Source organism: Paenibacillus sp. FSL R7-0333 (genome assembly GCF_038000365.1).
GTDB classification, from domain to species: Bacteria; Bacillota; Bacilli; order Paenibacillales; family Paenibacillaceae; genus Paenibacillus_AQ; species Paenibacillus_AQ silagei.
Window position 1 is genome coordinate 801,312 of sequence record NZ_JBBOBZ010000001.1, and the last position, 21,450, is coordinate 822,761.

17 protein-coding genes are annotated in these 21,450 nt (G+C 53.5%); 16 read left to right on the top strand and 1 reads right to left on the bottom strand.

The window, feature by feature from the left end; translation table 11 throughout:
- Nucleotides 1-219 precede the first annotated feature (219 nt).
- The 4 genes from MKY86_RS03360 to MKY86_RS03375 are packed head-to-tail and all read left to right on the top strand — an operon-like array spanning nt 220 to nt 5,494.
- Complete coding sequence (locus MKY86_RS03360; RefSeq protein ID WP_076079008.1) at nt 220-1,113, top strand: ABC transporter permease; 894 nt, start codon at nt 220-222, stop codon at nt 1,111-1,113.
- 16 nt (nt 1,114-1,129) lie between these two features.
- Nucleotides 1,130-1,996, top strand: coding sequence for a carbohydrate ABC transporter permease (locus tag MKY86_RS03365; protein ID WP_076078976.1), 867 nt, complete (start codon nt 1,130-1,132; stop codon nt 1,994-1,996).
- A 39-nt stretch (nt 1,997-2,035) separates the two neighbouring features.
- On the top strand, nt 2,036-3,601 hold the full coding sequence (locus MKY86_RS03370) for an extracellular solute-binding protein (protein WP_076078977.1): 1,566 nt from the start codon (nt 2,036-2,038) through the stop codon (nt 3,599-3,601).
- A 24-nt stretch (nt 3,602-3,625) separates the two neighbouring features.
- Nucleotides 3,626-5,494 (top strand): glycoside hydrolase family 20 zincin-like fold domain-containing protein, encoded by a 1,869-nt coding sequence (locus tag MKY86_RS03375; protein WP_076078978.1) that lies wholly within the window; start codon nt 3,626-3,628, stop codon nt 5,492-5,494.
- Between the two features lie 121 nt (nt 5,495-5,615).
- Here the strand turns inward: MKY86_RS03375 and MKY86_RS03380 are convergent, their stop codons facing one another.
- Nucleotides 5,616-7,547, bottom strand: a complete 1,932-nt coding sequence (locus MKY86_RS03380; RefSeq protein WP_076078979.1) for a beta-N-acetylhexosaminidase — start codon at nt 7,545-7,547, stop codon at nt 5,616-5,618.
- Between the two features lie 84 nt (nt 7,548-7,631).
- Between MKY86_RS03380 and MKY86_RS03385 the strand changes: the two genes are divergently transcribed.
- From MKY86_RS03385 to MKY86_RS03440, 12 genes are all read left to right on the top strand, one after another.
- Nucleotides 7,632-8,486, top strand: a complete 855-nt coding sequence (locus MKY86_RS03385) for a helix-turn-helix transcriptional regulator (protein WP_076078980.1) — start codon at nt 7,632-7,634, stop codon at nt 8,484-8,486.
- Nucleotides 8,487-9,326: 840 nt separating this feature from the next.
- Entirely contained in the window at nt 9,327-10,772 is a 1,446-nt protein-coding gene (locus MKY86_RS03390; RefSeq protein WP_340826137.1) for a sensor histidine kinase, read from the top strand.
- A gap of 23 nt (nt 10,773-10,795) precedes the next feature.
- Entirely contained in the window at nt 10,796-11,431 is a 636-nt protein-coding gene (locus MKY86_RS03395) for a response regulator (RefSeq protein ID WP_036693598.1), read from the top strand.
- 781 nt (nt 11,432-12,212) lie between these two features.
- The gene (locus tag MKY86_RS03400; RefSeq protein WP_076078982.1) at nt 12,213-12,953 is read left to right on the top strand and encodes a YveK family protein; all 741 of its coding nucleotides are present in this window, start codon (nt 12,213-12,215) and stop codon (nt 12,951-12,953) included.
- On the top strand, nt 12,937-13,578 hold the full coding sequence (locus tag MKY86_RS03405; protein WP_036723430.1) for a CpsD/CapB family tyrosine-protein kinase: 642 nt from the start codon (nt 12,937-12,939) through the stop codon (nt 13,576-13,578). The genes MKY86_RS03400 and MKY86_RS03405 overlap by 17 nt, the downstream gene beginning before the upstream one ends.
- Nucleotides 13,579-13,624: 46 nt before the next feature.
- Nucleotides 13,625-14,515 carry a UTP--glucose-1-phosphate uridylyltransferase GalU gene (gene galU / locus MKY86_RS03410; RefSeq protein ID WP_036723429.1) on the top strand — a complete coding sequence of 297 codons (891 nt, stop codon included), beginning with the start codon at nt 13,625-13,627 and terminating at the stop codon, nt 14,513-14,515.
- Nucleotides 14,516-14,594: 79 nt separating this feature from the next.
- Entirely contained in the window at nt 14,595-15,287 is a 693-nt protein-coding gene (locus MKY86_RS03415) for a sugar transferase (protein ID WP_076078983.1), read from the top strand.
- Nucleotides 15,288-15,311: 24 nt separating this feature from the next.
- Nucleotides 15,312-16,247 (top strand): glycosyltransferase, encoded by a 936-nt coding sequence (locus tag MKY86_RS03420; protein ID WP_036723428.1) that lies wholly within the window; start codon nt 15,312-15,314, stop codon nt 16,245-16,247.
- A 15-nt stretch (nt 16,248-16,262) separates the two neighbouring features.
- Nucleotides 16,263-17,609: an O-antigen ligase family protein gene (locus MKY86_RS03425; RefSeq protein ID WP_076078984.1), complete on the top strand. Its 1,347-nt coding sequence runs from the start codon at nt 16,263-16,265 to the stop codon at nt 17,607-17,609.
- On the top strand, nt 17,606-18,379 hold the full coding sequence (locus tag MKY86_RS03430; RefSeq protein WP_076078985.1) for a WecB/TagA/CpsF family glycosyltransferase: 774 nt from the start codon (nt 17,606-17,608) through the stop codon (nt 18,377-18,379). Before MKY86_RS03425 ends, MKY86_RS03430 begins: the two co-directional genes overlap by 4 nt.
- Nucleotides 18,380-18,477: 98 nt before the next feature.
- Nucleotides 18,478-19,908 (top strand): O-antigen ligase family protein, encoded by a 1,431-nt coding sequence (locus MKY86_RS03435; protein ID WP_143803708.1) that lies wholly within the window; start codon nt 18,478-18,480, stop codon nt 19,906-19,908.
- Nucleotides 19,874-21,253 carry an oligosaccharide flippase family protein gene (locus tag MKY86_RS03440; protein WP_076078987.1) on the top strand — a complete coding sequence of 460 codons (1,380 nt, stop codon included), beginning with the start codon at nt 19,874-19,876 and terminating at the stop codon, nt 21,251-21,253. The genes MKY86_RS03435 and MKY86_RS03440 overlap by 35 nt, the downstream gene beginning before the upstream one ends.
- Nucleotides 21,254-21,450: the final 197 nt, after the last annotated feature.

Below are 21,450 nucleotides of genomic sequence, written 5' to 3' on the forward strand. Positions count from 1 at the left end.
TTCTTAGAAAATCGCTAATCGGGCGATATGTATTATAACATGCTGATAGCGCTATCACTGATTTTATTCCTATAATTCAACCATAACTCCCGGCTTGAAAGGGGAAATAAGCTAACATCACTACAGTATTTAGGGAGGATGCGTATGGGGCAAGCAAATGCACTGCCGGAGACAACCGCCGGGAGAAACCGGGAACGGCCGCAGCTGAGGGAACGGGTGATGAAGACCTGGAGAAGAAACAAATTATTATGGCTGCTGTTTCTTCCCTGTCTGCTGTATTATTTGATTTTCAAGTATCTGCCGATGTTCGGGCTGGTGATCACGTTTAAGGATTACAATCTGTTCAAGGGGATCTGGGCCAGCAACTGGGTGGGCTTCAAATATTATCGGATGTTTCTGGAGAATCCGGATTTCCTGCTGCTGATGAAGAATACCTTTCTACTTGGATTATACCGGCTGGTATTCGGCTTTCCTGCCCCGATCCTACTCGCGATTCTGCTGAATGAGGTAAGGAAGGCATCCTACAAACGCCTCGTGCAGACGGTAAGCTATCTTCCGCATTTCATCTCCAATGTCATTGTTGCCAGTATGGTGATTATGTTTCTCTCGCCAACGGGAGGGCTGATCAATAATCTGCTCGGCAGCATTGGCATCGGGCCTGTTAACTTCATGAACGAGCCGGGTTTCTTCCGTATCATTTATGTACTCTCCGAAATCTGGCAGCATATCGGCTGGGAGACCATCATCTATCTGGCTGCGCTAACCGCCCTTGATCCCCAGCTATACGAAGCGGCAGAAATGGACGGAGCAGGCAGACTGCGGCGGATCTGGCATATTACGCTGCCGGGTATCTCTCCCGCGATTGTCATTACACTCATTCTGAATATCGGGCAGGTGCTGGAGATAGGCTTCGAGAAGGTCTTCTTGATGCAGAATCCGGCGATTTACGAAACTGCGGATATTATCAGCACTTATGTATACAGAGTCGGTATGCAGCAAGGTAATTTCAGCTACGGTGCTTCCATAGACCTATTCATGGGGATGATCAGTCTGGTCTTCATCTATAGTGCCAACTGGATCAGCCGCCGCATAAGTGAAACCAGTCTATGGTAAAAAAGAGGTGCTTATTATGAAATTCCGGATGAACCTGTTCAGTATAATCAATGGGATTGTGCTGCTGATGGTTGTGGCCGCTACGCTGTATCCGTTTGTACACATGCTGGCGGTGTCGCTTAGCAGTGATTCTAATGTCATCCAGAATAAAGTGTCCATCTGGCCCAAGGGCTTTAACCTTGACATGTATAAAGTGGTACTGGAGGACTCCAAGATCTGGGTAGCTTACAAGAACACGATCGTCTACACCTTTACGGGTACACTGATCTCCCTGCTCATCACCTCCACGGGAGCTTACGCCTTGTCGCGGAGCGATATGGCGCTGCGCAAAAGCTTGACCATGCTGATTGTAGTCACCATGTTCTTCAGCGGCGGGATGATTCCCACCTTCCTCGTGGTCCGCTCTCTGAATCTGGTGGATACCGTATGGGGGATGGTGCTGCCGGGTGCGGTGAGCACCTGGAATCTGATTCTGATGCGCACGTTCTTCGCGGGCATTCCGAAGGAGCTGGAGGAGTCGGGGCGTATGGACGGATTGAATGACATCGGTATCTTTGCCCGTATCATCGTGCCCTTGTCCAAAGCTTCATTTGCGACGATTGCGCTCTTCTATGCAGTGAGTATGTGGAATAATTTCCTCGGCCCGCTCTTGTATCTGCGCTCCTCGGAGCTGTTCCCGCTGCAGGTACTGCTGCGCAATATGGTCCTTGCCGGCACCTCCAGCTCAGGAGATGTAACCGGTATTGGGGGGGATAATCAGATTGTTGAAGAATCGCTGAAATATGCGACGATTATGGTATCAACACTTCCGATTCTAGCCGTGTATCCGTTTATCCAGAAGTATTTCGTCCAAGGCGCAATGATTGGAGCCGTCAAAGGCTGACAACGAACAGTACAATTCATAGGAATGGGAGTGGCTTATATGAGAAAATGGATGACTGCAAGTCTGCTTACCGTGATGGCAATGCTGCTTCTGTCCGGCTGCAGCGGCAACAATAATAATGCAGCCGCGCCGGAAGCTGCTGTGCAGGAGGGCGGTGAAGGTTCGGGAAGTCCGTCTGCATTGCCGGTCAAGACCTTCACGGCACTGCTGGACAACAATGCTACGTTTCCTTATTCGGAGTCCTGGCCGGTCTGGAGCTGGCTGAAGGAGAAGACCGGTGTCACCCTGAAGGTGCAGACGCCTTCCGGGGAGCTTGAAGAAAGCCTCAATCTGGCGATTGCCTCCAAAAACCTGCCGGACATCCTATATATGCCGAACCGTAAGGAATCTAACAAATTCGGCCAGCAAGGTGCTCTGGTGGATATCAAGGAGTATATGGACAAGATGCCGAACTTGAGCAAGTGGATCCAGCAGTATCCTGATGAAGCTAAGGCGGCGTTGTCCGCAGACGGGAAGATGTATATGTTCCCGAACCAGGGCTTCGGAGAGACGAACCGCTTAGTCTGGATGTACCGGAAGGATGTTTTTGACAAGGAAGGCTTGAAGGCGCCAACGACCTATAAGGAGCTTCATGAAGCTCTTCAGGTGCTGAAGGCGAAATATCCGGATAGCTTTCCGCTCTCCATCCGTTACGGGCAGAACCCCGATGAGCTGAATGCCAGCATGACGATAAACTTCGGGACCAGTGAGGGTGCATATTATAATTTTGATAACAGTGAGTGGCATTACGGGCCAACGGAGCCCGCTTATAAGGAAATGCTCGGTATGTGGAAAAGCTTCTATGATGAAGGGTTAATTCCTCCAGACTTCCTCTCGCTGCAGACAAAACAGTGGCAGGATATGGTGTCTACCAGCAAGTCTTTTGTCACCGTCGATTATATCAGCCGGATTGATTTCTTCAACAATGCGATGCAGAAAGACAACCCTGAATACAACATGCAGTTCCTGGCTCCACCCGCAGGTCTGGCGGACGGCAAGCAGCTTAATCCTTATTTTCACTATCTGGAGAGCGGTCTGACAGTGGCTTCGACCTCGAAGCAGATTGAAGACATCATGGCCTATATGGATTTCTTCTATACAGAGGAAGGGCGTACACTTGCCAGCTGGGGCAAGGAGGGGGAGACCTATACCAAAGAAGGCGATACGATCAAGTTCAAGCCGGAATACAGCGATGTGACCGAAATGCGCAAGCAGACCGGGCTGCAGACCAGCGGCACGTATACCTGGATCGACTTCGATGCCCATCTGTCGCTGTTCTCCGATAACCTGAAGCATGCTTATGAAGAAGCGACCAAGTATGACCCGTCCGCCATGCAGCCCCGCCCGGCCTTCACCGAGCAGGAGAATGAAGTGATCTCGCTTACCGGGGAAGCGATCAACAAGCACCGGGATGAGAGCTTCGCCAAATTCGTCACCGGCTCCAGAAATCTGGCCGAATGGGATAAGTATGTGGAGGAAATGAACAATCTGGGCGTGGATAAGCTGGTAGGCGTATATAAGGAAGCTTACGACCGTATGCAGAACGTGCAGCTGAGCGGGGAATGAAGCTGCAAGATAAGGAGGAGAGCCGTGTATAATTTATTGCCAGAACCGCAACAGTTGAAGCTAGAGGACGGAAGCGCTTTTCAAATCAATGATGGAGTATGGCTGAGTCTGATGATGGAGCAGGAGGAGCCAAGGCTGGAGCGGCATTGCCGCCGTGCTTTTCCCGGGGCGAAGCTGGCCAGCTCCACAGAAGGCAGCGGCTATTCTCTGCTGCTGCACAGCGCGTCGGGAAAGTCTGCTGGTGAGCGTCTGCAGAAAGGAGCGTTGGGAGGGGGCGGTGGTGAGAACGGCGTAGCGGGAGCTGGGCTAGTTGGAGTGCCGGAAGCGGAGCTTTCGCTGCTGGAAGGCCGGAAGGAGAGTTATCTGCTGGAGGTGTCTGAGCATCGCGTTCGCATCCAGGCTACGGATGCCGCCGGGCTGTATTATGGGCTCCAGACCTTGCTGCAGCTGCGGAATCCGCAGGGAGAGATATTCGCAGTCACCATTATGGACTGGCCGGATACCCGTTTGCGTGCGATGAACTATGACCTCCGCCAGACCTTCTCAAAGCCGGAGCTGTTGGTCCGTTATTTGGCTGATTTCTCCAACTACAAGATCAATGCGGTCCTGATCGAATACGAAGACAAGTTTCCGTTCCGGAAGTATCCGGAGCTGACGCACCCGCAGCATGCGCTGAATCTGGAGCAGCTGGAGGCGCTGCACGACGCTGCGAAGGAGCATTTTATCGAGATTATTCCGCTTCAGCAGAGCTTCGGGCATCTGGAATATGTGCTTCGGCACGACCGTTGGCGGCATCTCCGGGAGACCGAGTCTTCCACCGGAGAAATCTGCCCGTCCCGTCCGGAATCCTATCAGCTCATTACGGATTTGCTGGAGGAGATGATGGAGGCTCATCCGGACTCCCCATATATTCATCTAGGCTGTGATGAAGTGTATAGCTTGTGTGAGTGTACGCAATGCCGGGAAGCCTTCGGCGGAATCCGGGAGCGGGCGTTCATCGCCTTTCTGAACCAGCTGATTGAATTCACTTCAAGCCGGGGCAGAACGCCGGTATTCTGGCATGACATGCTGGATAAATGCCCGCCTGAGGAACTGGCGAAGCTGGACCCGCGCAGTGTAGCGATGATCTGGATCTATAACGGCCGCAATATTGAAGCGGAGGTCTCAGGGCTGGCGGACAAATTCCGGGCTCTCGGCATTGAAGTGATGGGTGCATCGGCGGTCCGCAGCTTCGACTCGGCAGAGCATCAGAATTATCCTGTGCTGGATAACCGGACGGATAATCTGCGGCAGTGGGCTGAAGCAGCCGGTCGTCTCCACCTTGATTGCGTGGTGGCTACGAACTGGACCGGCCCGTTCAGTCTGGGAGTCCCTTACGGAATCTTTGAAACGACCTGGTATCCCATGCTGCTTCATGCTGAGCTGGCCTGGAACCGGAAGGCGGATACGGAGACTTTTATTGACCGCTTCCTGGAGCGGTTCCACGGCATTCCTGCCGGGAAGGCGCATGAGCTTCAGGGAAGGTACAGGCTGGAGGATTATTATCATCTGATCTGGAAGCTGGTTGATGAAGTCCGGCTCAACAAAGATGTTGCCGGACTGATTGCGGTAATGCATGATTTTGAAGAGGCTACAGATCGTTCGCGGGCTATCCATAAATACGTCTACCGCTGGGAGATGTATCCGGGGGATGAGGCGGAATGGCAGTCCCTGCTGAACAGTTACCGGCATAACCGCCATGGGCGAGAGGCGGTCCTCCCGCGCATGACAGCAGCGTTGGAACAGTATCAGTCTCCCGATATGGCCGCTCATTTTGTAAGCTCGCGTTTCTTCCTGCATGATTATCTGGAGCGGACCTTATACCATGTGATGGGGCTTCATTTGGAGCATTGAGCAACCAGTTGATAGAACTCTTCAAGCAGAGTCAACAGGACAAGTCTCCTAGTTAACAGCGGGGCTTGTTTTTTTGGCATGGAATGATGACTCATTTTCTATTTGTCTAAACTTAGAAGCTTTACTCCACAGCCGCCCCACTCAGCTTGGCGGCAAGTACGGTATATTCCCCGCGCAGGCGGACCAGCTTCGAGACACTGCGCTCCAGGCCGCCCGGCCGGTTGCGCCGGGTCCAGAGCTGGCGGTACTGGTGGAGCAGCAGATCCAGGTCATGGATCAGCGCCTGAACCTGCGCTGCCTGGGGCTGCGAATCGGCTGCGGCGAGCTGCTGCTTGAGCCGGGTAAGCTGCACGGCATGCTTCACGAAGTGAATGCCGCTGCGCAGCTCCAGGATCACCAGCTCTGCATCGCTGCATTCCAGAACCGGCTGCTCAAGCCGGGCTTCAAGGCCGAGGATGTACTGCTCAAGCCTGTCAAGCTGCTCTACAGGCAGCTTCGTAGCCAGCTGCACATGCTCCAGATGGCTGCGCAGCAGCATAGACATCTCCGTGTCATTCGGGCGGACCGTGCCCGACTCCAGCTTATAGTAGTTCCCCAGATCTAGCAGCAATTGTCCGATGGTTCCTGAGCGGTCTTGGAAGACCGCCGTGTTCAGATAATGCGCCACATCCGCCTCCAGATTCCCCTCTACATTCCAGGCCAGTGCTGCCCCGTAGGCGAATCCGGCATAGCTGACCGGCAGCTGCTGCCAATGGCCGAAATCACCCCAGTCGGTAATCAGGTAGCCGATAGCGCCGTTTCTCTTGCCATGCACCGCAGCGCTGCGCAGATTGGCGAGCATGTTGTCGGTCCTGCCGGTGAGCGAGTTCCAGGAACTGGTTCCCGGACAGACATAGAACGGGATGCCTGCTTCTTTGAATTTGCGGGTATCCGCTTCAAAAGGATGAGCCGCGCTGTACCCCCATTCCATGGCGATGATATCCTTCGGCAGCCGGGGGATCAGCCCGGGATGCTGGATGATGATATCGCCCCAGAACTGCATGGTTTTGCCGCGCTGCTTGACCAGTCCGTGAATCTTCTGCAGGAAGGAGAGATACAGCTCGCCTTTGCCGGAAGACTCCGCCAGCGCCTGGCTTGCGCCAAGTCCCAGTTCATAAGTCTCATCGCAGCCGACATTGAACATCTCTGAGCTGAAGTAGGGAAGGAGGTCGTCATACATCGTGCCCAGAAGCTGCAATACCTCAGGGTCCTCCGTATGGAAGGTGCCGGGATGCATGAACAATCCTTCCGGGTATAAATCGCTATCATACATCTGATCCGGAAGCATGAAGCCTGCGGGGATCTCTGCCAGATGGTTGAACTCCGGCCGGGTCAGCCAGCCTTCCATATGGCCGAAGCTATTTTGATTAGGCACCAGCTCAATATACCGCTCGCGGCAGTAGGCATCCAGCAGCAGGATTTCATCGCCGGTGAGCGGAGTTTCCAGCTCCCATACCTGCGGGAAGGACTCGTAAGCAAACGGAGCTCCTTCTATATATAGCTGCAGCTGATTCAGCTTGAGGTCCGCCATGAGATCAATGATCCGGTATAGGGTATCCAGCGTGGGGATTTTGTTGCGGCTGATATCAAGCATGAGTCCTCTGGCCGCGAAATCCGGCTGATCGCAGATATGCAGATAAGGCAGCGTCCGGCCGCACTGCTGCAGGAGCTGCTTCAGCGTCGCCGCTGCATAATAAGCGCCTTGCGGGGAACCGTAAGCGGCAATTAGGCCTTCTTCGTTAATGTGCAGCTCATAAGCTCCTTCTGTAAGCTGTGCGTTATAGCGGAAGGTGCAAGCCGGAACTGTGGCAGACCGCTGCCCTATGGACAGAGGCAGACTGAGACGGACCACCTCGGAAGCGGTCTGTTGAAGCCTGCGGGCTGCGGGAAGGGCGGACAACTGGTCCTCACCGGTCAGCACAATGCTGCCCCGGGATGGAAGGTGGAACTGTCCTGCGGATACCGTGAGCATATGCGGCCGGGGAAAAAGCTGTAAGTGAACAACATCAGACATAGCGTGGACACCTCTTATTCATGTAGAATATGATCATCTTCATTATCAACATATCACTCCTGAACACATGGAGGAATGCAGTGTATGCCCAAGCTCATGGATTATATGATCAGCCCGTATCCAGTAAGAATTATTGATCCGAAGGTGGAGGCCGCCAGGCTGCGCCTGAAGTCGATCCGTGTCGGGCAAGCCGGCCATCTGCCGGGAAGAACGCTGTTTCGTTCGGGCGTCACCTTTGAACACTGGGCACTTGTATATATAGTCGCAGGAGGCGGAACTTATACGGAGAACGGAGGACCAGAGCAGCAGGTCCATGAGGGAAGCCTGTTTTTTTTCAGACCCGGTTATAGCTACAGCTTCGGACCGCCCCCAGGCGGGTATTGGGATGAATATTATATTAATTTTAGCGGAAGCCGTGTCACCGAATGGCTGGAAGCCGGAATGATTGCGGGTGGAGAGGTAACCCGGGGGGATAAGGCGGAAGGGCTGAAAGCGTCCTTTGAAAAGGTTCTGGCGTACATGGCCGGAGATGTTCCCGGTGATGCGGACCGGGCTGCGCTGCTGCTGGAGGAGATGCTGCTGGAATGCTCGCTGCAGCTCCAGGGCAGCCGCCGCCCGTGGCAGCAGGAAGCCATGCCGCTGATCCGGGAGGCGCTGAATGCCTGCATCTATGAGCAGCCGGATCTGCCGGGGATGGCTGAGCGCCTGCACCTGTCCATGTCTACACTCCGCCGCACCGTGCGGCGGAGCAGCGGGTACCCGCTGCATGAATATATCCACCGGCTGAAGATGGCCGAGGCCAAGCATTTGCTGCTGAATACCTCCCTGCAGGTGCAGGAGATAGCGGGAATGCTTCATTATAGGGATAGTTTTTATTTTTCAAGGCTATTCAAGAAATATATGGGCCTCTCCCCGCAGACCTGCCGGAATCATCTGTGACATAATAAACGACATAATTCTACTTTTTATCTTAAAAGTGTCTCTGAATAATGTCGTTTTTTGCAGATTTTTGTTGACACGCAGAAAAAAACAGTGCTATGCTCTAGATAATATTAGCAGTTCTAGAATAGTTCTTCTAGACTATGCCGGAGATGAGACTATTGAGAGAGTATTACTGCATCAGTTGCCGCAGTCTCCATAAGGTGGTAGGACCTAATCATACCTTGCGTATTTTGTCCACCGGGTATCATATCGTTGGCGAACAGCGCTATCAAATTTGTATATGTAATAATGCCAAGCTGGAGCAAGCTGTGACGGCGGTGACTGAATAGACTGTGCCGGGTGTACTCACCGGATAACCGAAGACTTCTCTTTTGAAGAGCCTGTCCCTGGAGGGAGAGGCTCTTTGTCATGCCCGGAGCCGGACTGGATAATTTTGCATACGCTATCATTTGAGAAGCTGGATAGAGTTGGTTAATTTTTCATGAAAAAAGAATAATTATACCCATTTTATTTTCAAAGTAAACGCTATCATTAGAAATCGAAACTTGTTATTGTGATTTTTCTCATGTATGATGCTTTTAAACATAGCTTAGAATAAACTCGAATTTTCCACAAACTGGAGAATAGGGTGGTGGGATGAACATTAAATTAACAGTCGAAGACCGTACGATCGCCTTTTTCAGAATCTTTTCTTTGTCCCTCACATCGTTTATGTACCTCATGGTTCCTGCGGGGCCTTCCGTAATATACAAATCCCTACTAATCATTGTGCTATTCTTATTTGCCCAACTATTCCCGTATTATTACCGGAGGTTCCATGCAAAAGCCCGTACTCTAATGCTGATGGTCAGTATGGAGACGGCACTCATTGCGGTGTTGATGTTATTTACTGGAGGATACGATAGTCCTTTTAAGCTATATGTACTGAATCCGGTGCTGTTTGCGGCGGGTGCGCTCTCTTTGTATTGTGCCTGGAGTCTGATCCTGGGTTATATTGCCATGGTGGCGGTATCGGGCTACATGGATGCCGGTTCTCCGGGTCTTACGATTGCTGAAATTATGCTTGCCAATGGTAACCTGTTTCTAGCCCTGGCTCTCGCGGTTATAGTTATGCAGATGGTTAAGGGGATAAAGCGGCAGCGGGAGGAAGCGAACGCGCGGACCAACGATACCATGGAGCATATCAAATCGCTTTATCACATCGTGGAAACATCAAGCCAGCATGACTTCATGAATATTGGCCAAGTCATTACCGACTATGTGGTCAAGCTTACCAAGCTGGAGAAGGCCCTGTTCTGGTTCGCCAAAAAAAGCGGTGAGCCTGCTCCGCAGAGCCGCCAGACGGGATGGCAGCATGAGGAGGAGCGCTTTCTGTTCATGGAGCTGGAGAAGCATGAGCATGAATGGAGGCTGCAGCGTGAACCGGTATTCAAGAGTATGCCGGGGATCGGCGACTTCCTGCTGATGCCGGTAAGAATGAGCACCCGGTTCGTCGGAATGATTGGCGTGAAGCTGGAGGCCTCGGAAGGGCTGGAGGGCCGCCGGTGGTACATCCAGCAACTGATGTTCCTGTCGGAGCTGAGTGCGATTATTCTTGAGCGCCACGAGCTGGGCGTGATCGAGAACCGGCTGATCATCACGAACGAGCAGAACCGGATAGCCGATGAGATGCACGACAGTGTCTCCCAGAGTCTTTTCGGCATCGTCTATGCGACCCACTCCCTGAAGCAGACCTGGCGCAAAATGTCTGAGCGGGAGCTGGAGGAGCAGATTGAGCTTATCCATGATTCAGCCACTAAGGTAGCCAAGGAGCTGCGGATTACCATCTACAGCCTCAGCTCCAAGAAGAGCGGCGGCCCGAGCTGGCTTGGGATGGTGCGCTCGCATCTGAAAAGCCTCTCCCGGCTTAATGATGTTGAGATTGAACTGAAAATAACGGGGGATGATTTCAGTCTCCCTTATCCTTACCACAAGGCACTCTTCCGGATTATCTCCGAAGCGACCGGCAACGCTATAAGACATGGTGCTGCCAGCCGGGTGGATGTAGAACTGTCGCTTAAGCCGAAATGGATTAGACTATCGATTGTCGACGATGGCATCGGTTTCGATGCAGATCTGATCTGGGCTGAATCCGAGGATCACTCAGGCGGACTGGGAATGAAGAATATGCAATATCTGGCACAGTCCCTTGGAGGCGATTTCCAGTTAACCAGCAGCGAGAACGCTGGAACCAGAATTTTAATCTCTATACCTGTCGGTGTGGCTGAACTGAAAAATGCATAAACTTTAGGCAGGAGGTCGTTCAAGTGAAAATCGTCATTGTTGATGATCACCCTTTGGTGAGAAGAGGATTGGCATCTGTGATATCGATGCAGTCTAATCTGCAGTTTGCCGGCGAAGCAACGAATGGCCAAGAAGCTCTTCTCGTGATTGAGGAGATACAGCCTGATCTTGTGCTGATTGATCTGAAGCTTGCCGATGAATCGGGCCTGGATATTATCAAGGAAGCCCGCGTGCGCGGATTCTCATGCAAGTTCATCCTGCTGACATCCTCAGCCAGCCGGGAAGATTTCCTGAAGGCGGAGGAAGTGCTGGTAGACGGTTATGTACTGAAGGAAGCTCTGCCTGAGGAATTGCTGTTTGCCATTCAACTGGTCCACAAGGGCAGGAAGTATTACGATCCCGGGCTGATGGAAGATAAGATGCGCATGAGCGGCAGCAGTCCGACGGATGAGCTTACACCCAAAGAGAAGGAAGTTCTGATCGAGCTGGGACAGGGGGCCTGCAACCGCGAGATTGCTTCACGCCTGTTCATCAGCGAATTCACCGTCAAGAAGCATGTCAGCCAGATTCTGGCGAAGCTGCAGGTGGCGGACCGGACGCAGGCGGCCTTATACGCCAATGCTGTCGGGCTTACCAAATATGAGATGTCATACGATTAATAATCATCCCTGTGAATGATCGGGGACGGAGCACGGACAATACTGTCCGTGTTTTTTTGCGTTCCGGGAAATCAAACCGAACACAATGGGCGGCTGTGAGGCCCACGGCCCGAATGTATGCGAAAAACAGCATACATTATGCTCGCAAGCAGGCCCACAGCCCAAATGTATGCGAAAAACAGCATACATTATGCTCGCAAGCAGGCCCACGGCCCAAATGTATGCGAAAAACAGCATACATTGTGCTCGCAAGCAGGCCCCGGCCCGAATGTATGCGAAAAACAACATACATTATGCTCACAAGCAGGCCCACGGCCCGAATGTATGCGAAAAACAGCATACATTGTGCTCGCAAGCAGACCCAAGGCCCGAATGTATGCGAAAAACAACATACATTATGCTCACAAGCAGGCCCACGGCCCGAATGTATGCGAAAAACAACATACATTATGCTCACAAGCAGGCCCACGGCCCGAATGTATGCGAAAAACAGCATACATTGTGCTGCCGCGGAATGTTGGCCCGAAGGTGCACCAGCAGCCTTCCCCCCCCCCCGGTTAGGTGATGTTGTGTCACCGGGGGTGTTAGTATTTTCCATGGATATGGTACTAAAGTATACCATTCACCCCCTCTTGCGGACCAAACGGGGTTACTCGAAAGTGAAGTGTAAAGTGATGCGAGGGGGCATGTGATAAATCCTGCGCGTTGTTAGAATAAAAGCAAGACATCTGAAACTTTCATGATTGCTTTCAAAACGAACACAAGCGGAAGGAGGGTTACTGTGGAAAAGACGATTCTGGATTACATTAACCTGATAAAGAAAAAATTATGGTTAATCATGGTATTTGTACTGATCTCCTGCGCCACCACCTTCTACGTCAGTAAAAACTTCGTTGCACCCGTCTACTCCGCCTCTGGACAGCTACTGGTCAACAATGTTGTGAATGTCCCCGAGAGCAATAATCTCAACGCACTGAACTTCAGTCTTAACCTCATCGAGAGCTATAAGGAAATCATGAAGTCGCCAACCATTATGAAGAGTGTGATTGCGGAGCATCCCGAGTTCGGTCTGACGGCGGGCCAACTGGCTGCCAAGCTGCAGATCAAATCCTCGGAGAAAAGCCAGGTGATTAATCTGACCGTGGAGGATAAGGATTACGGCACTGCAGCTACGATTGTAAACGCGGTTTCGCAGTCCTTCATCCGCAGCCTGCCGGCACTGATGAACCTGGATAATGTAACATTCCTGACTCCGGCTGATCCTGCAGCCCAGCCTCTGCCGGTCAACGGCGGGGTGACCATGAATATTCTGATCAGCTTCGTGGTGTCACTGATGGCAGCGGTCGGGATTATCCTGCTGATGGAGACGCTGAACGGTACGCTGAGAAACGAGAAGGAAGCGGAATTTGAGCTTGGCCTTCCGGTCATTGCCAGTATTCCGGCCATCCGCAAACGCGATTTCGGCAGTGCGGACAATGACAAGGCAAGAGTAGGGGAGGGCAAATATGTTACGGCTGAATAGAAGTCTAATCGCGGACATAAACCCGTCATCGCATGTCTCCGAATCCTTCCGCTCGCTGCGCACGTATATCCGCCAGCTCGGCTTGCTGAAGGGGCCAGGCGGACAGGTGCTGCTCTTCACTTCAGCGGAGAGCGGCGAAGGCAAGACCACCATTCTCTCCAATCTGGCCGTATCCTTCGTACAGGATGGCAAGAAGGTAGCGGTGGTGGATTGTAACCTGCGGAAGCCCGGCCTGCATAGCGTGTTCGATGTGGAAGGCAGCCAGGGGCTGGCAGCTTACTTAAGCGGCTACGAGGAAGCGAAGGACGTTCTGGTATACGGCAGCTTGGCGAATCTGGCGGTAATCCCTGCCGGAGTGAGTACAGTCAGTCCGCCGGATCTGCTCGGCAGCGAGAAGATGGCCGGGCTGCTTACAGAGCTGAAGGCAAGCTTCGATCTGATACTGCTGGATTCGCCGCAGGCGGTCGATTACAGCGATGCACGGATTCTGGCCCCGCTCTCGGATGGGGTGGTCATTGTCGCCAGACACGGCCGGACGAAGCGCGAAGCGCTCCGCAAGCTGAAGGGTCTCATGGAACAGACAGGTGTAAGGATTCTCGGAATAGCAATGAACCAGACCAAGTAGAACACCGAAGCGGCAATGTGAACGAAACTATTGGGAGGTATGTGTGATGAAAAAGGTAAAAAAGGTAATTATCCCGGCGGCCGGGTTAGGCACACGTTTCCTTCCGGCGACCAAGGCAATGCCCAAGGAAATGCTGCCTATTATCAACAAACCGACAATCCAGTATATCGTGGAGGAGGCCATTGCCTCCGGGATTGAAGACATCATCATTGTTACCGGTAAGGGAAAGCGGGCGATCGAGGATCATTTCGACAACGCCTTTGAGCTTGAATCCCGGCTGCTGGAGGACGGTAAGCTGGAGCTGCTCAAAGAGGTGCAGCGGTCCTCCAAGGTGGAAATTCACTACATCCGGCAAAAGGAACCCAAGGGTCTCGGCCACGCCGTATGGTGTGCCAGACGGTTCATCGGCGATGAGCCATTCGGCGTTATGCTCGGCGATGATATTGTAACCGGACAGGTCCCTTGCCTGAAGCAGCTGATCGACCAGTATGAGGAGACCCAGAACTCGGTAATCGGGGTACAGGTTATCCCGGATGAATTCACGAACCGCTACGGGATTATCGAGCCGGATCTGCAGGACGGGAAGCTCTACCGGGTGAACAACTTCGTGGAGAAGCCGGCACTTGGCACGGCGCCTTCCAATCTGGCAATCATGGGCCGCTATGTCTTTACCCCTAAGATCTTCAAGTATCTCGATCTACAGGAGAAGGGCGCGGGCGGTGAGATCCAGCTGACGGATGCCATTCAGAAGCTGAACCAGAGCGAACGTGTCTATGCTTATAACTTCGACGGTACCAGATATGATGTCGGCGAACGGCTCGGTTATATTTTGACCACACTGGAATTTGCCTTAGAGAGCGAGGATCTGCGTTATCAGGTCATGGATGCTATGGCGGAATGGTTAAAAAAAGCGGAACAGACCTCGGTCAGCAGCTGAGACGGTTCCCCGAAAGCGGGCGACACAAGCCGGAGTCAAGAAGTAAGGCTGCATAAACCTTTACGAGAAATGAGGAGAGATGAGCATGCAAAAACTGCCGGAAGACTATGAGGCCGTCCTGCCGAAACTTTACATGCTGCATTCGGGTGAAGAAAGCAAGGGAATGGAGTCCTATCTGGTCATGAAGCGGATCATCGACATCTTGTTCTCTGCCCTGGGGCTGCTGTTCCTGCTCCCGCTCTTCGCAGTGGTGGCTGTCCTGATTAAGCTGGAAGATCCGAAGGGCAAGGTGTTCTTCCGCCAAATGCGGGTCGGCAAGGACGAGAAGCTGTTCCCCATGTACAAGTTCAGATCCATGGTCGCTAATGCCGAGGAGCTGAAGGAGAGTCTCATGGCCTATAACGAAGTAAGCGGCGCGATGTTCAAGATCAAGAATGATCCCCGTATTACCCGGATTGGAAGATTCCTGCGCAAGACCAGTATTGATGAACTGCCGCAGCTCTGGAACGTGCTGATGGGGCATATGAGTCTGGTGGGTCCCCGTCCTCCGCTCGTTGAAGAGGTGGAGCAGTACACGGAATACGACAAGCAGCGGCTGATGGTAACCCCCGGCTGCACCGGCTACTGGCAGGTAAATGCCAGAAACAGCGTCGGCTTCGACGAGATGGTTCAGCTGGACCTCACGTATATCCACATGCGCAGCACGATGCTGGATCTGAAGATTATTGTCAAGACCGGCCTGATGCTGCTAGGTTCCAAAAATGCTTATTAAAAATATGGGAATTAGGTGATGCCGATGTTCGTACACGGAGATGGACCTGAGATTTCCATTATCATATGCACCTATAACCGGTCGGCGCTGCTGGTGAAGACTCTTCATTCGCTGCTGCCGCTGGAGAATTTGCACCAGGCCGAGATCATCGTCGTGGATAACCAGTCCACAGATGATACGGCGGCCGCCATTAAGGGGTTCATCGAAACCTATGGTGCGGATATGGATATCCGTTATCTGCTGGAGCCGGTTCAAGGGCTGTCAGCAGCCCGGAACACGGGGATTCTGGCTTCCAAATCGCAGCTCATCGCCTTCCTGGATGATGATGCGATCCCTTGCCGGACCTGGATTACAACCATTGTGGGCACCTTTGCGGATAAGCCCGAGGTGATGGCTATGGGCGGCAAGATTGCTCCGATCTTCGAGAGCAAGCGCCCGGATTGGCTGATCAAGCCGTTCGAGCTTCCTTATACGATTGTCGATCTGGGGAGCCGGATTAAAGAGTATCCGAAGCGGCTTCACCCTTGCGGGGCCAACATGGCGATGCGCAAGCCGGTATTCGATATCAGCCTGTTCCCGCTGGAGCTGGGCCGCAAGGGCGATTCGCTGCTCTCGGGTGAAGAGACCTGGCTGTTCAGCCAGCTGCAGCAGGAAGGGCATTCGATTCTCTATCATCCCGAGATGGCCGTGGATCATTTCGTTCCGGCGAACCGGCTGACGGAGGACTGGATCATGAAGCGGTATTACAGCCAAGGCATATCGAATGCTATGAAAAGTGAAGGAATGAAAGGGCATCTGCTGCTCCTGGGCAAGACAGGTGCCAAAGTCATCTACATCCTGGCAGATTCCGTTCTTTCCCGCAGTAAGGGAAGGAAGCTGCTGAATAAATGCCGGCTGGAGAGTATTCGCGGAACTCTTCATATGATTCTTAACCGGAAGAGGGAATCCGCAGCGGGGTGAGGGGAGGTACGCGCGATGACCCATTTTGAGTGGGGCTCCAAAATCAATAGTCTGCCATATGGAATGCTCTATCTCGTAACTGCACTGTTCCTGGGAACAGCCGTCATCTTCCAGCCGGTCATCGCAGTAGCGGCCGTATTCTTCATTCTGCTGCTGGTTGCCTCCCTGTCACGCCCTGAGCTGATCAGCTATTTCGTTCTGCTGACCACGGCGGTCTCGATTAACTTCTTGTACAGCGGGAGTATGTTCGGTATTGAGATCCTGTCGCTCTACAAGCTGGTGATTCTGATGCTGCTGGTGCCGTGTATTCTGGTTAATGGCCTGAGGTTCAAGCTCAGCCCTCCCTTATGGGCGATGCTGGTCCTGATTCTGCTCACCTTCAGCTTCTCCATCTGGCTGCCGGAGATGAGCACATCGATTGCGGTCAAAGCCTTCATCGGACTGTCTCTGCCCTTCGTACTTCTGTTGATCAACTGGAAGAAGGAGGTCGCCGAGAAGCAGATCCGGATCATTACCCTGCTGCCGCTGGTCAGCATGCTGATAGGCGTGGTGCTGCAAGCTGCGAATATACATTCACTGGTAGCCGTGGAGTTCACAGGTGCGGTGCGGGTGCAGGGGGCGAACATTCCGCCTCACCTGGCGATGCTGGCCTTCATGGGAGTAGCGATCGCGTTCATCGAGATCAAGCGCAGTCCGCAGTATACCCGGTTCAATTACATCATGCTGGGGCTGAATTTCTTCATTCTGGTGATTACAGGCACGCGCGGGCCGATTCTCGCCCTGGTCCTGATGGTGCTCTATTACTTCTATGATATCTCCCGCGCTTTTCTGAAGGGGAAGAAGAGATTTCTGATCCCGCTGCTGTGTTCACTGCTGGTCATCACCTCGGCAGTATACATGCAGCTCGACAACCTCAAGAAGCGCTCCTTCGAACGGACGACCGAGACGGGAATTGACCTGTCGGGGCGGGCGGAGGCCTGGGAGTACTTCCTGAACAAGGCGGCGGATTCGCCGGTTGCGGGGCGGGGGCTCGGAGCGGTAACGGTGGCGAATGACGGAACGCTCTACGGAGGGTTCGTGGTTCCACATAACGAATATATCCGCTTTTATTACGATGGGGGATACGTTGGTGCCATCCTGCTGCTGCTGTCCTTGCTCGCTGTGTTTCTAATGGTATACAGAGTTCTTTTGCCGGCGGTCAAACCTTATTTCCTGCTCTTTATTGCAGCATTTCTGATCTATTCTTTCACGGATAACACGCTGTCGACGGTCCAATTCATCATTCCGTTCTGTTGGTACCTGAACTGCCTGTATCGATCTTCACAGCTGGCCGATTCCCCACAAAAAGAAGTGATACGATGAACCAAGTGAACATGTTCGATGTCAATTTCGATAACTATGATTTCATGGACCTGCTGGATTATATCGACAGAACCATTCAGGAGAGGAACCAATCCTACATCCTGACCTGTAACGTCGACCATGTGATCAAGCTGCGCAAGGATAAAGAGTTCCGGGAAGTGTACTCCGAAGCAGGTGCCGTAGTCGCGGACGGGATGCCGATTATCTGGGCGTCCAAGATGCTCGGCAAGCCGCTGAAGCAAAAGGTGTCCGGCGCAGACCTGTTCAGCCGCCTGGGCAATGCGTTCGAGCAGAGGCAATACCGGTTGTTCTTCCTCGGTGCCGCCGAGGGTGTGGCAGAGCAGGCAACGAAGAATCTGAAGGCCGCCTTCCCGGGCATTAACGTAGTGGGCTGTTACTCTCCCTCCTACGGCTTCGAGCACAACGAAGAAGAGAACCGGCATATTATCCGGCTGCTGACCGAGAGCCAGCCCGATATCGTGTTCGTAGGGGTAGGCGCACCGAAGCAGGAGAAGTGGATCTACCGTCACTATACCTCCTATCAGGCGCCGGTCTCCATCGGCGTAGGTGCAACCTTCGACTTCCTGTCCGGCTCGGTGAAGCGGGCCCCGGATTTCATGCAGCGAACCGGCATGGAGTGGCTATGGAGACTTAGCCAGGAGCCGGGCCGGTTATGGAAAAGATACCTTGTCGACGATGCCCAGTTCCTGGTGCTGCTGCTCAAGGAGCTGCGCAAACGGGGCAAGGTGAAGAACAGCAGTACGGATTGAAGAAAGCGGCGAAAGACGGGAGGCAGGGAATGAAGATGCTAAGCAGAGATGAGAATAGTCTGAATCTTCCATCGGCACAAGCCGTGAAGTCGGCTGTAATGATGACCTTGATCTGCGCTTCGGCGCTGGCCCTGCCGCTTGCGATCGGCTTCGCCAGTGCGAACCTGAGCGCGTCGAACAGCCTGCAGGGCATCATTCTGGCAGGCATCCTCTTTCCGGCCTTGCTGCTGGCCTTGCTGAATACACGGATGCTCATCCCGTACACGCTGCTGATCTGGGCGGTTGCCCCGGAGCTGAGGCGGATTGCAGACTGGTACGAAGGCGTGTATCATTCCGTCTCTCTGCTCAGTCTGGCCCCGCTGCTGACCGGAGCGACCTTAGCTATTCCGGTGCTGCGGGAAATTCACCGGATTCGCAAGTCCTCCACCCGGATCATGTTGCTGTTCTCTATCGCACTGGCCTACGGCGCATTGATTGGTCTGGCGAAGAACGGCATCGGCTCGGTATACGATCTGGTGAATTACATCGTACCGCTGCTGCTGATTCCCTTCTTCGCGGTGACGCCGTTTAAGCCGAAGGATATCGACCGGCTGCTGTACGCTTTTGCCAATATTGCGGTACTGGTTGCGGTCTATGGGATCGTGCAGTATCTGACCGTTCCGCCTTGGGATGCCTTCTGGATGCGGAATGCCGATATGATCTCTATCGGGACCCCCTATCCGCTGGAGATCCGGGTCTTCTCGACCTTGAACTCCCCGGGTCCGGCTGCAACCTTCCTGGTCTTCGCTCTGGTGCCGATGATTCTGGAGAAAAGATGGCAGGGTACCCTGCGCTGGCTCGGTGTTCTGCTCGTAGTAGTCTGCCTGCTGACTACGCTCGTCCGGTCCGCATGGCTGGTCCTGCTGGTGATGCTGTTGGTCTACATCGCTTCCTCTCCCTCCAAGGGCAAATGGAAGACGCTGCTGCAGCTCGCATTCGTGGCAGCCGCGCTGTTCTGGATCGTGCCGAAGCTTCCTGGAGCAGAGGGGCTGGTGGCCCGGATGGAGACCCTGACCTCCGTGCAGGAGGATCATTCCTACAATGAACGCCTCAGCCTCTGGACCAACATGCTGCCGATGGTGGCAGGCAATCCGGTAGGGCAGGGGATCGGCAGTGTAGGCCAGGGCACCAAGCTTGGCAACGGCGGAGAGCTTGGGGAATACGGCAATATGGATAACGGCTTCATCGCGCTGCTGCTGACCTTCGGTGTACTCGGCGCATTGTTCTTCTTCGGAGCGCTCGGTGCGGTCATCAAGGAGATCGGCGCCAGAGTCACCCGCAGGAATGAACTTCAGCCTTACGCCAGACTGGCGCTGGCGGCGTGGATGGGAGCTGTAGCCAGCCTGATATCGGATAACGGCTTTCCCGGTCTTAAGGGGTATCTGATCTGGATGCTGATCGGACTTGGCCTCAGTGCCAAGGAGCTCACTCAAAGCAGAAAGAAGGGACTACCGCATGCAGCAGTCAAGCGCCAAATCACTACCCGCTAACCGGGTATGGTCCACCTTCCGGAGATTCACGAAGAGTAAGGACAATAGCTCGGCTGCTGTCAAAACGATGTTCGTCAGCGTGCTGATCCTGCTGGTCAATATGCTGACCGGCGTACTGACCGCCCGTTATCTCGGCCCGACCGGCCGGGGGGAGCAGACAGCGATGGTGAACTGGTCGCAGTTCCTGGCCTTCAGCATGAGCTTCGGCATTCCCTCGGCGCTGATCTATAACGCCAAGAAGAATCCGGAGGAAGCCGGGGTGCTGTACCGGATCGCCCTGCTGATCGGCCTGACATTCGGAACCATCGCCATGACAGTCGGGATACTCGTGCTGCCTTATTGGCTGGGGTCGTTCAGTCATGAGGTAGTGGTCTTCGCCCAGTGGTCGATGATTCTCTGCCCGCTGATTGTGGTGTCGCAGATCAACAACGCGGCCTTCCAGTTCAGAGGGGATTACAAGACCTTTAACTGGATGCGGTACCTGGTGCCGCTGCTGACGCTGGGGGCCATCGGTATTCTGATCCTGACCGGCTACATGAATCCTTATACAACTGCACTGGCCTATCTGGTCCCGTCGGTACCGCTGTTCATCGGGATGACTATCCTGCTGCTGCGGACCTACAAGGTCAAGCTCCGGGACTCCTATCTTAATTTCAAAAGATTGTTCACCTACGGTCTGGGCTCCTACGGGAACGACCTGCTTGGACAATTCTCGGTATACATAGACCAGATCATCATTGCCGGTTTACTGAGACCGGCAGATCTGGGGCTCTATGCGGTAGCGGTCAGCCTGTCGCGTATGGTGAACTTCTTCGCGAATTCGATTACGGTGGTGCTCTTCCCGAAGGCCTCCGAGATGTCGAAGGACGAAGCGGTCGCCCTTACGTTCAAGGCTTTCCGGATCAGTACTACCTGTACTCTGCTAGGCGCAGTGTTCCTGATGCTGGTAGCGCCCTTTGTCATCCCGCTGCTCTACGGCAAGGATTTCAATACCGCGCTTACCGTGTTCCGCCTGCTGCTGCTCGAAGTAACCATCAGCGGCGGGACGCTGATTCTGGCTCAGGTGTTCATGGCGCTGGGCAAGCCGAAGTTCGTATCCATCCTGCAGGGGGTCGGCCTGATCCTGGTGATTCCGCTGCTCTTCCTGCTGGTGCCGAAGTTCGGACTGTTCGGAGCCGGGGTGGCTATGCTCTCATCAGCTGTGCTGCGGTTCCTGTTCATTATTCTCAATATCAGGTACAACCTGAAGGTTAAGCTTCCGCGGCTGCTCATTAACGCCCAGGACCTTCAGTGGATGAAGACGACGATGAATTCGTATATCCGCAAGAAACCTATGGATGTGTAGAGGATGTCTAGGCATTTAAGGGTTTGATTCAAGTGTTTTGCTTATGAATCAAATGGTTTGTATTTGTTTCAGCGAGCAGAGACACGATGCGAGCCCCTATCTGCTTAAAAAACCATGGGAAGGTGCTTGGAGGAACGTAGAGAAAATTTGGAGCTGTAGGAGCGAATGCGTCCGCCTGAAAGCTTTTCGAAGAAAAG

Coding starts and splice junctions, on each gene's coding strand:
- MKY86_RS03390 (WP_340826137.1), top strand. CDS start 9,327: ATGCTGATGGTCAGTATGGAGACGGCACTCATTGCGGTGTTGATGTTA.
- MKY86_RS03370 (WP_076078977.1), top strand. CDS start 2,036: ATGAGAAAATGGATGACTGCAAGTCTGCTTACCGTGATGGCAATGCTG.
- MKY86_RS03385 (WP_076078980.1), top strand. CDS start 7,632: ATGCCCAAGCTCATGGATTATATGATCAGCCCGTATCCAGTAAGAATT.
- MKY86_RS03425 (WP_076078984.1), top strand. CDS start 16,263: ATGACCCATTTTGAGTGGGGCTCCAAAATCAATAGTCTGCCATATGGA.
- MKY86_RS03360 (WP_076079008.1), top strand. CDS start 220: ATGAAGACCTGGAGAAGAAACAAATTATTATGGCTGCTGTTTCTTCCC.
- MKY86_RS03380 (WP_076078979.1), bottom strand. CDS start 7,547: ATGTCTGATGTTGTTCACTTACAGCTTTTTCCCCGGCCGCATATGCTC.
- MKY86_RS03430 (WP_076078985.1), top strand. CDS start 17,606: ATGAACCAAGTGAACATGTTCGATGTCAATTTCGATAACTATGATTTC.
- MKY86_RS03435 (WP_143803708.1), top strand. CDS start 18,478: ATGATGACCTTGATCTGCGCTTCGGCGCTGGCCCTGCCGCTTGCGATC.
- MKY86_RS03440 (WP_076078987.1), top strand. CDS start 19,874: ATGCAGCAGTCAAGCGCCAAATCACTACCCGCTAACCGGGTATGGTCC.
- galU (WP_036723429.1), top strand. CDS start 13,625: ATGAAAAAGGTAAAAAAGGTAATTATCCCGGCGGCCGGGTTAGGCACA.
- MKY86_RS03365 (WP_076078976.1), top strand. CDS start 1,130: ATGAAATTCCGGATGAACCTGTTCAGTATAATCAATGGGATTGTGCTG.
- MKY86_RS03415 (WP_076078983.1), top strand. CDS start 14,595: ATGAGCATGCAAAAACTGCCGGAAGACTATGAGGCCGTCCTGCCGAAA.
- MKY86_RS03420 (WP_036723428.1), top strand. CDS start 15,312: ATGTTCGTACACGGAGATGGACCTGAGATTTCCATTATCATATGCACC.
- MKY86_RS03405 (WP_036723430.1), top strand. CDS start 12,937: ATGTTACGGCTGAATAGAAGTCTAATCGCGGACATAAACCCGTCATCG.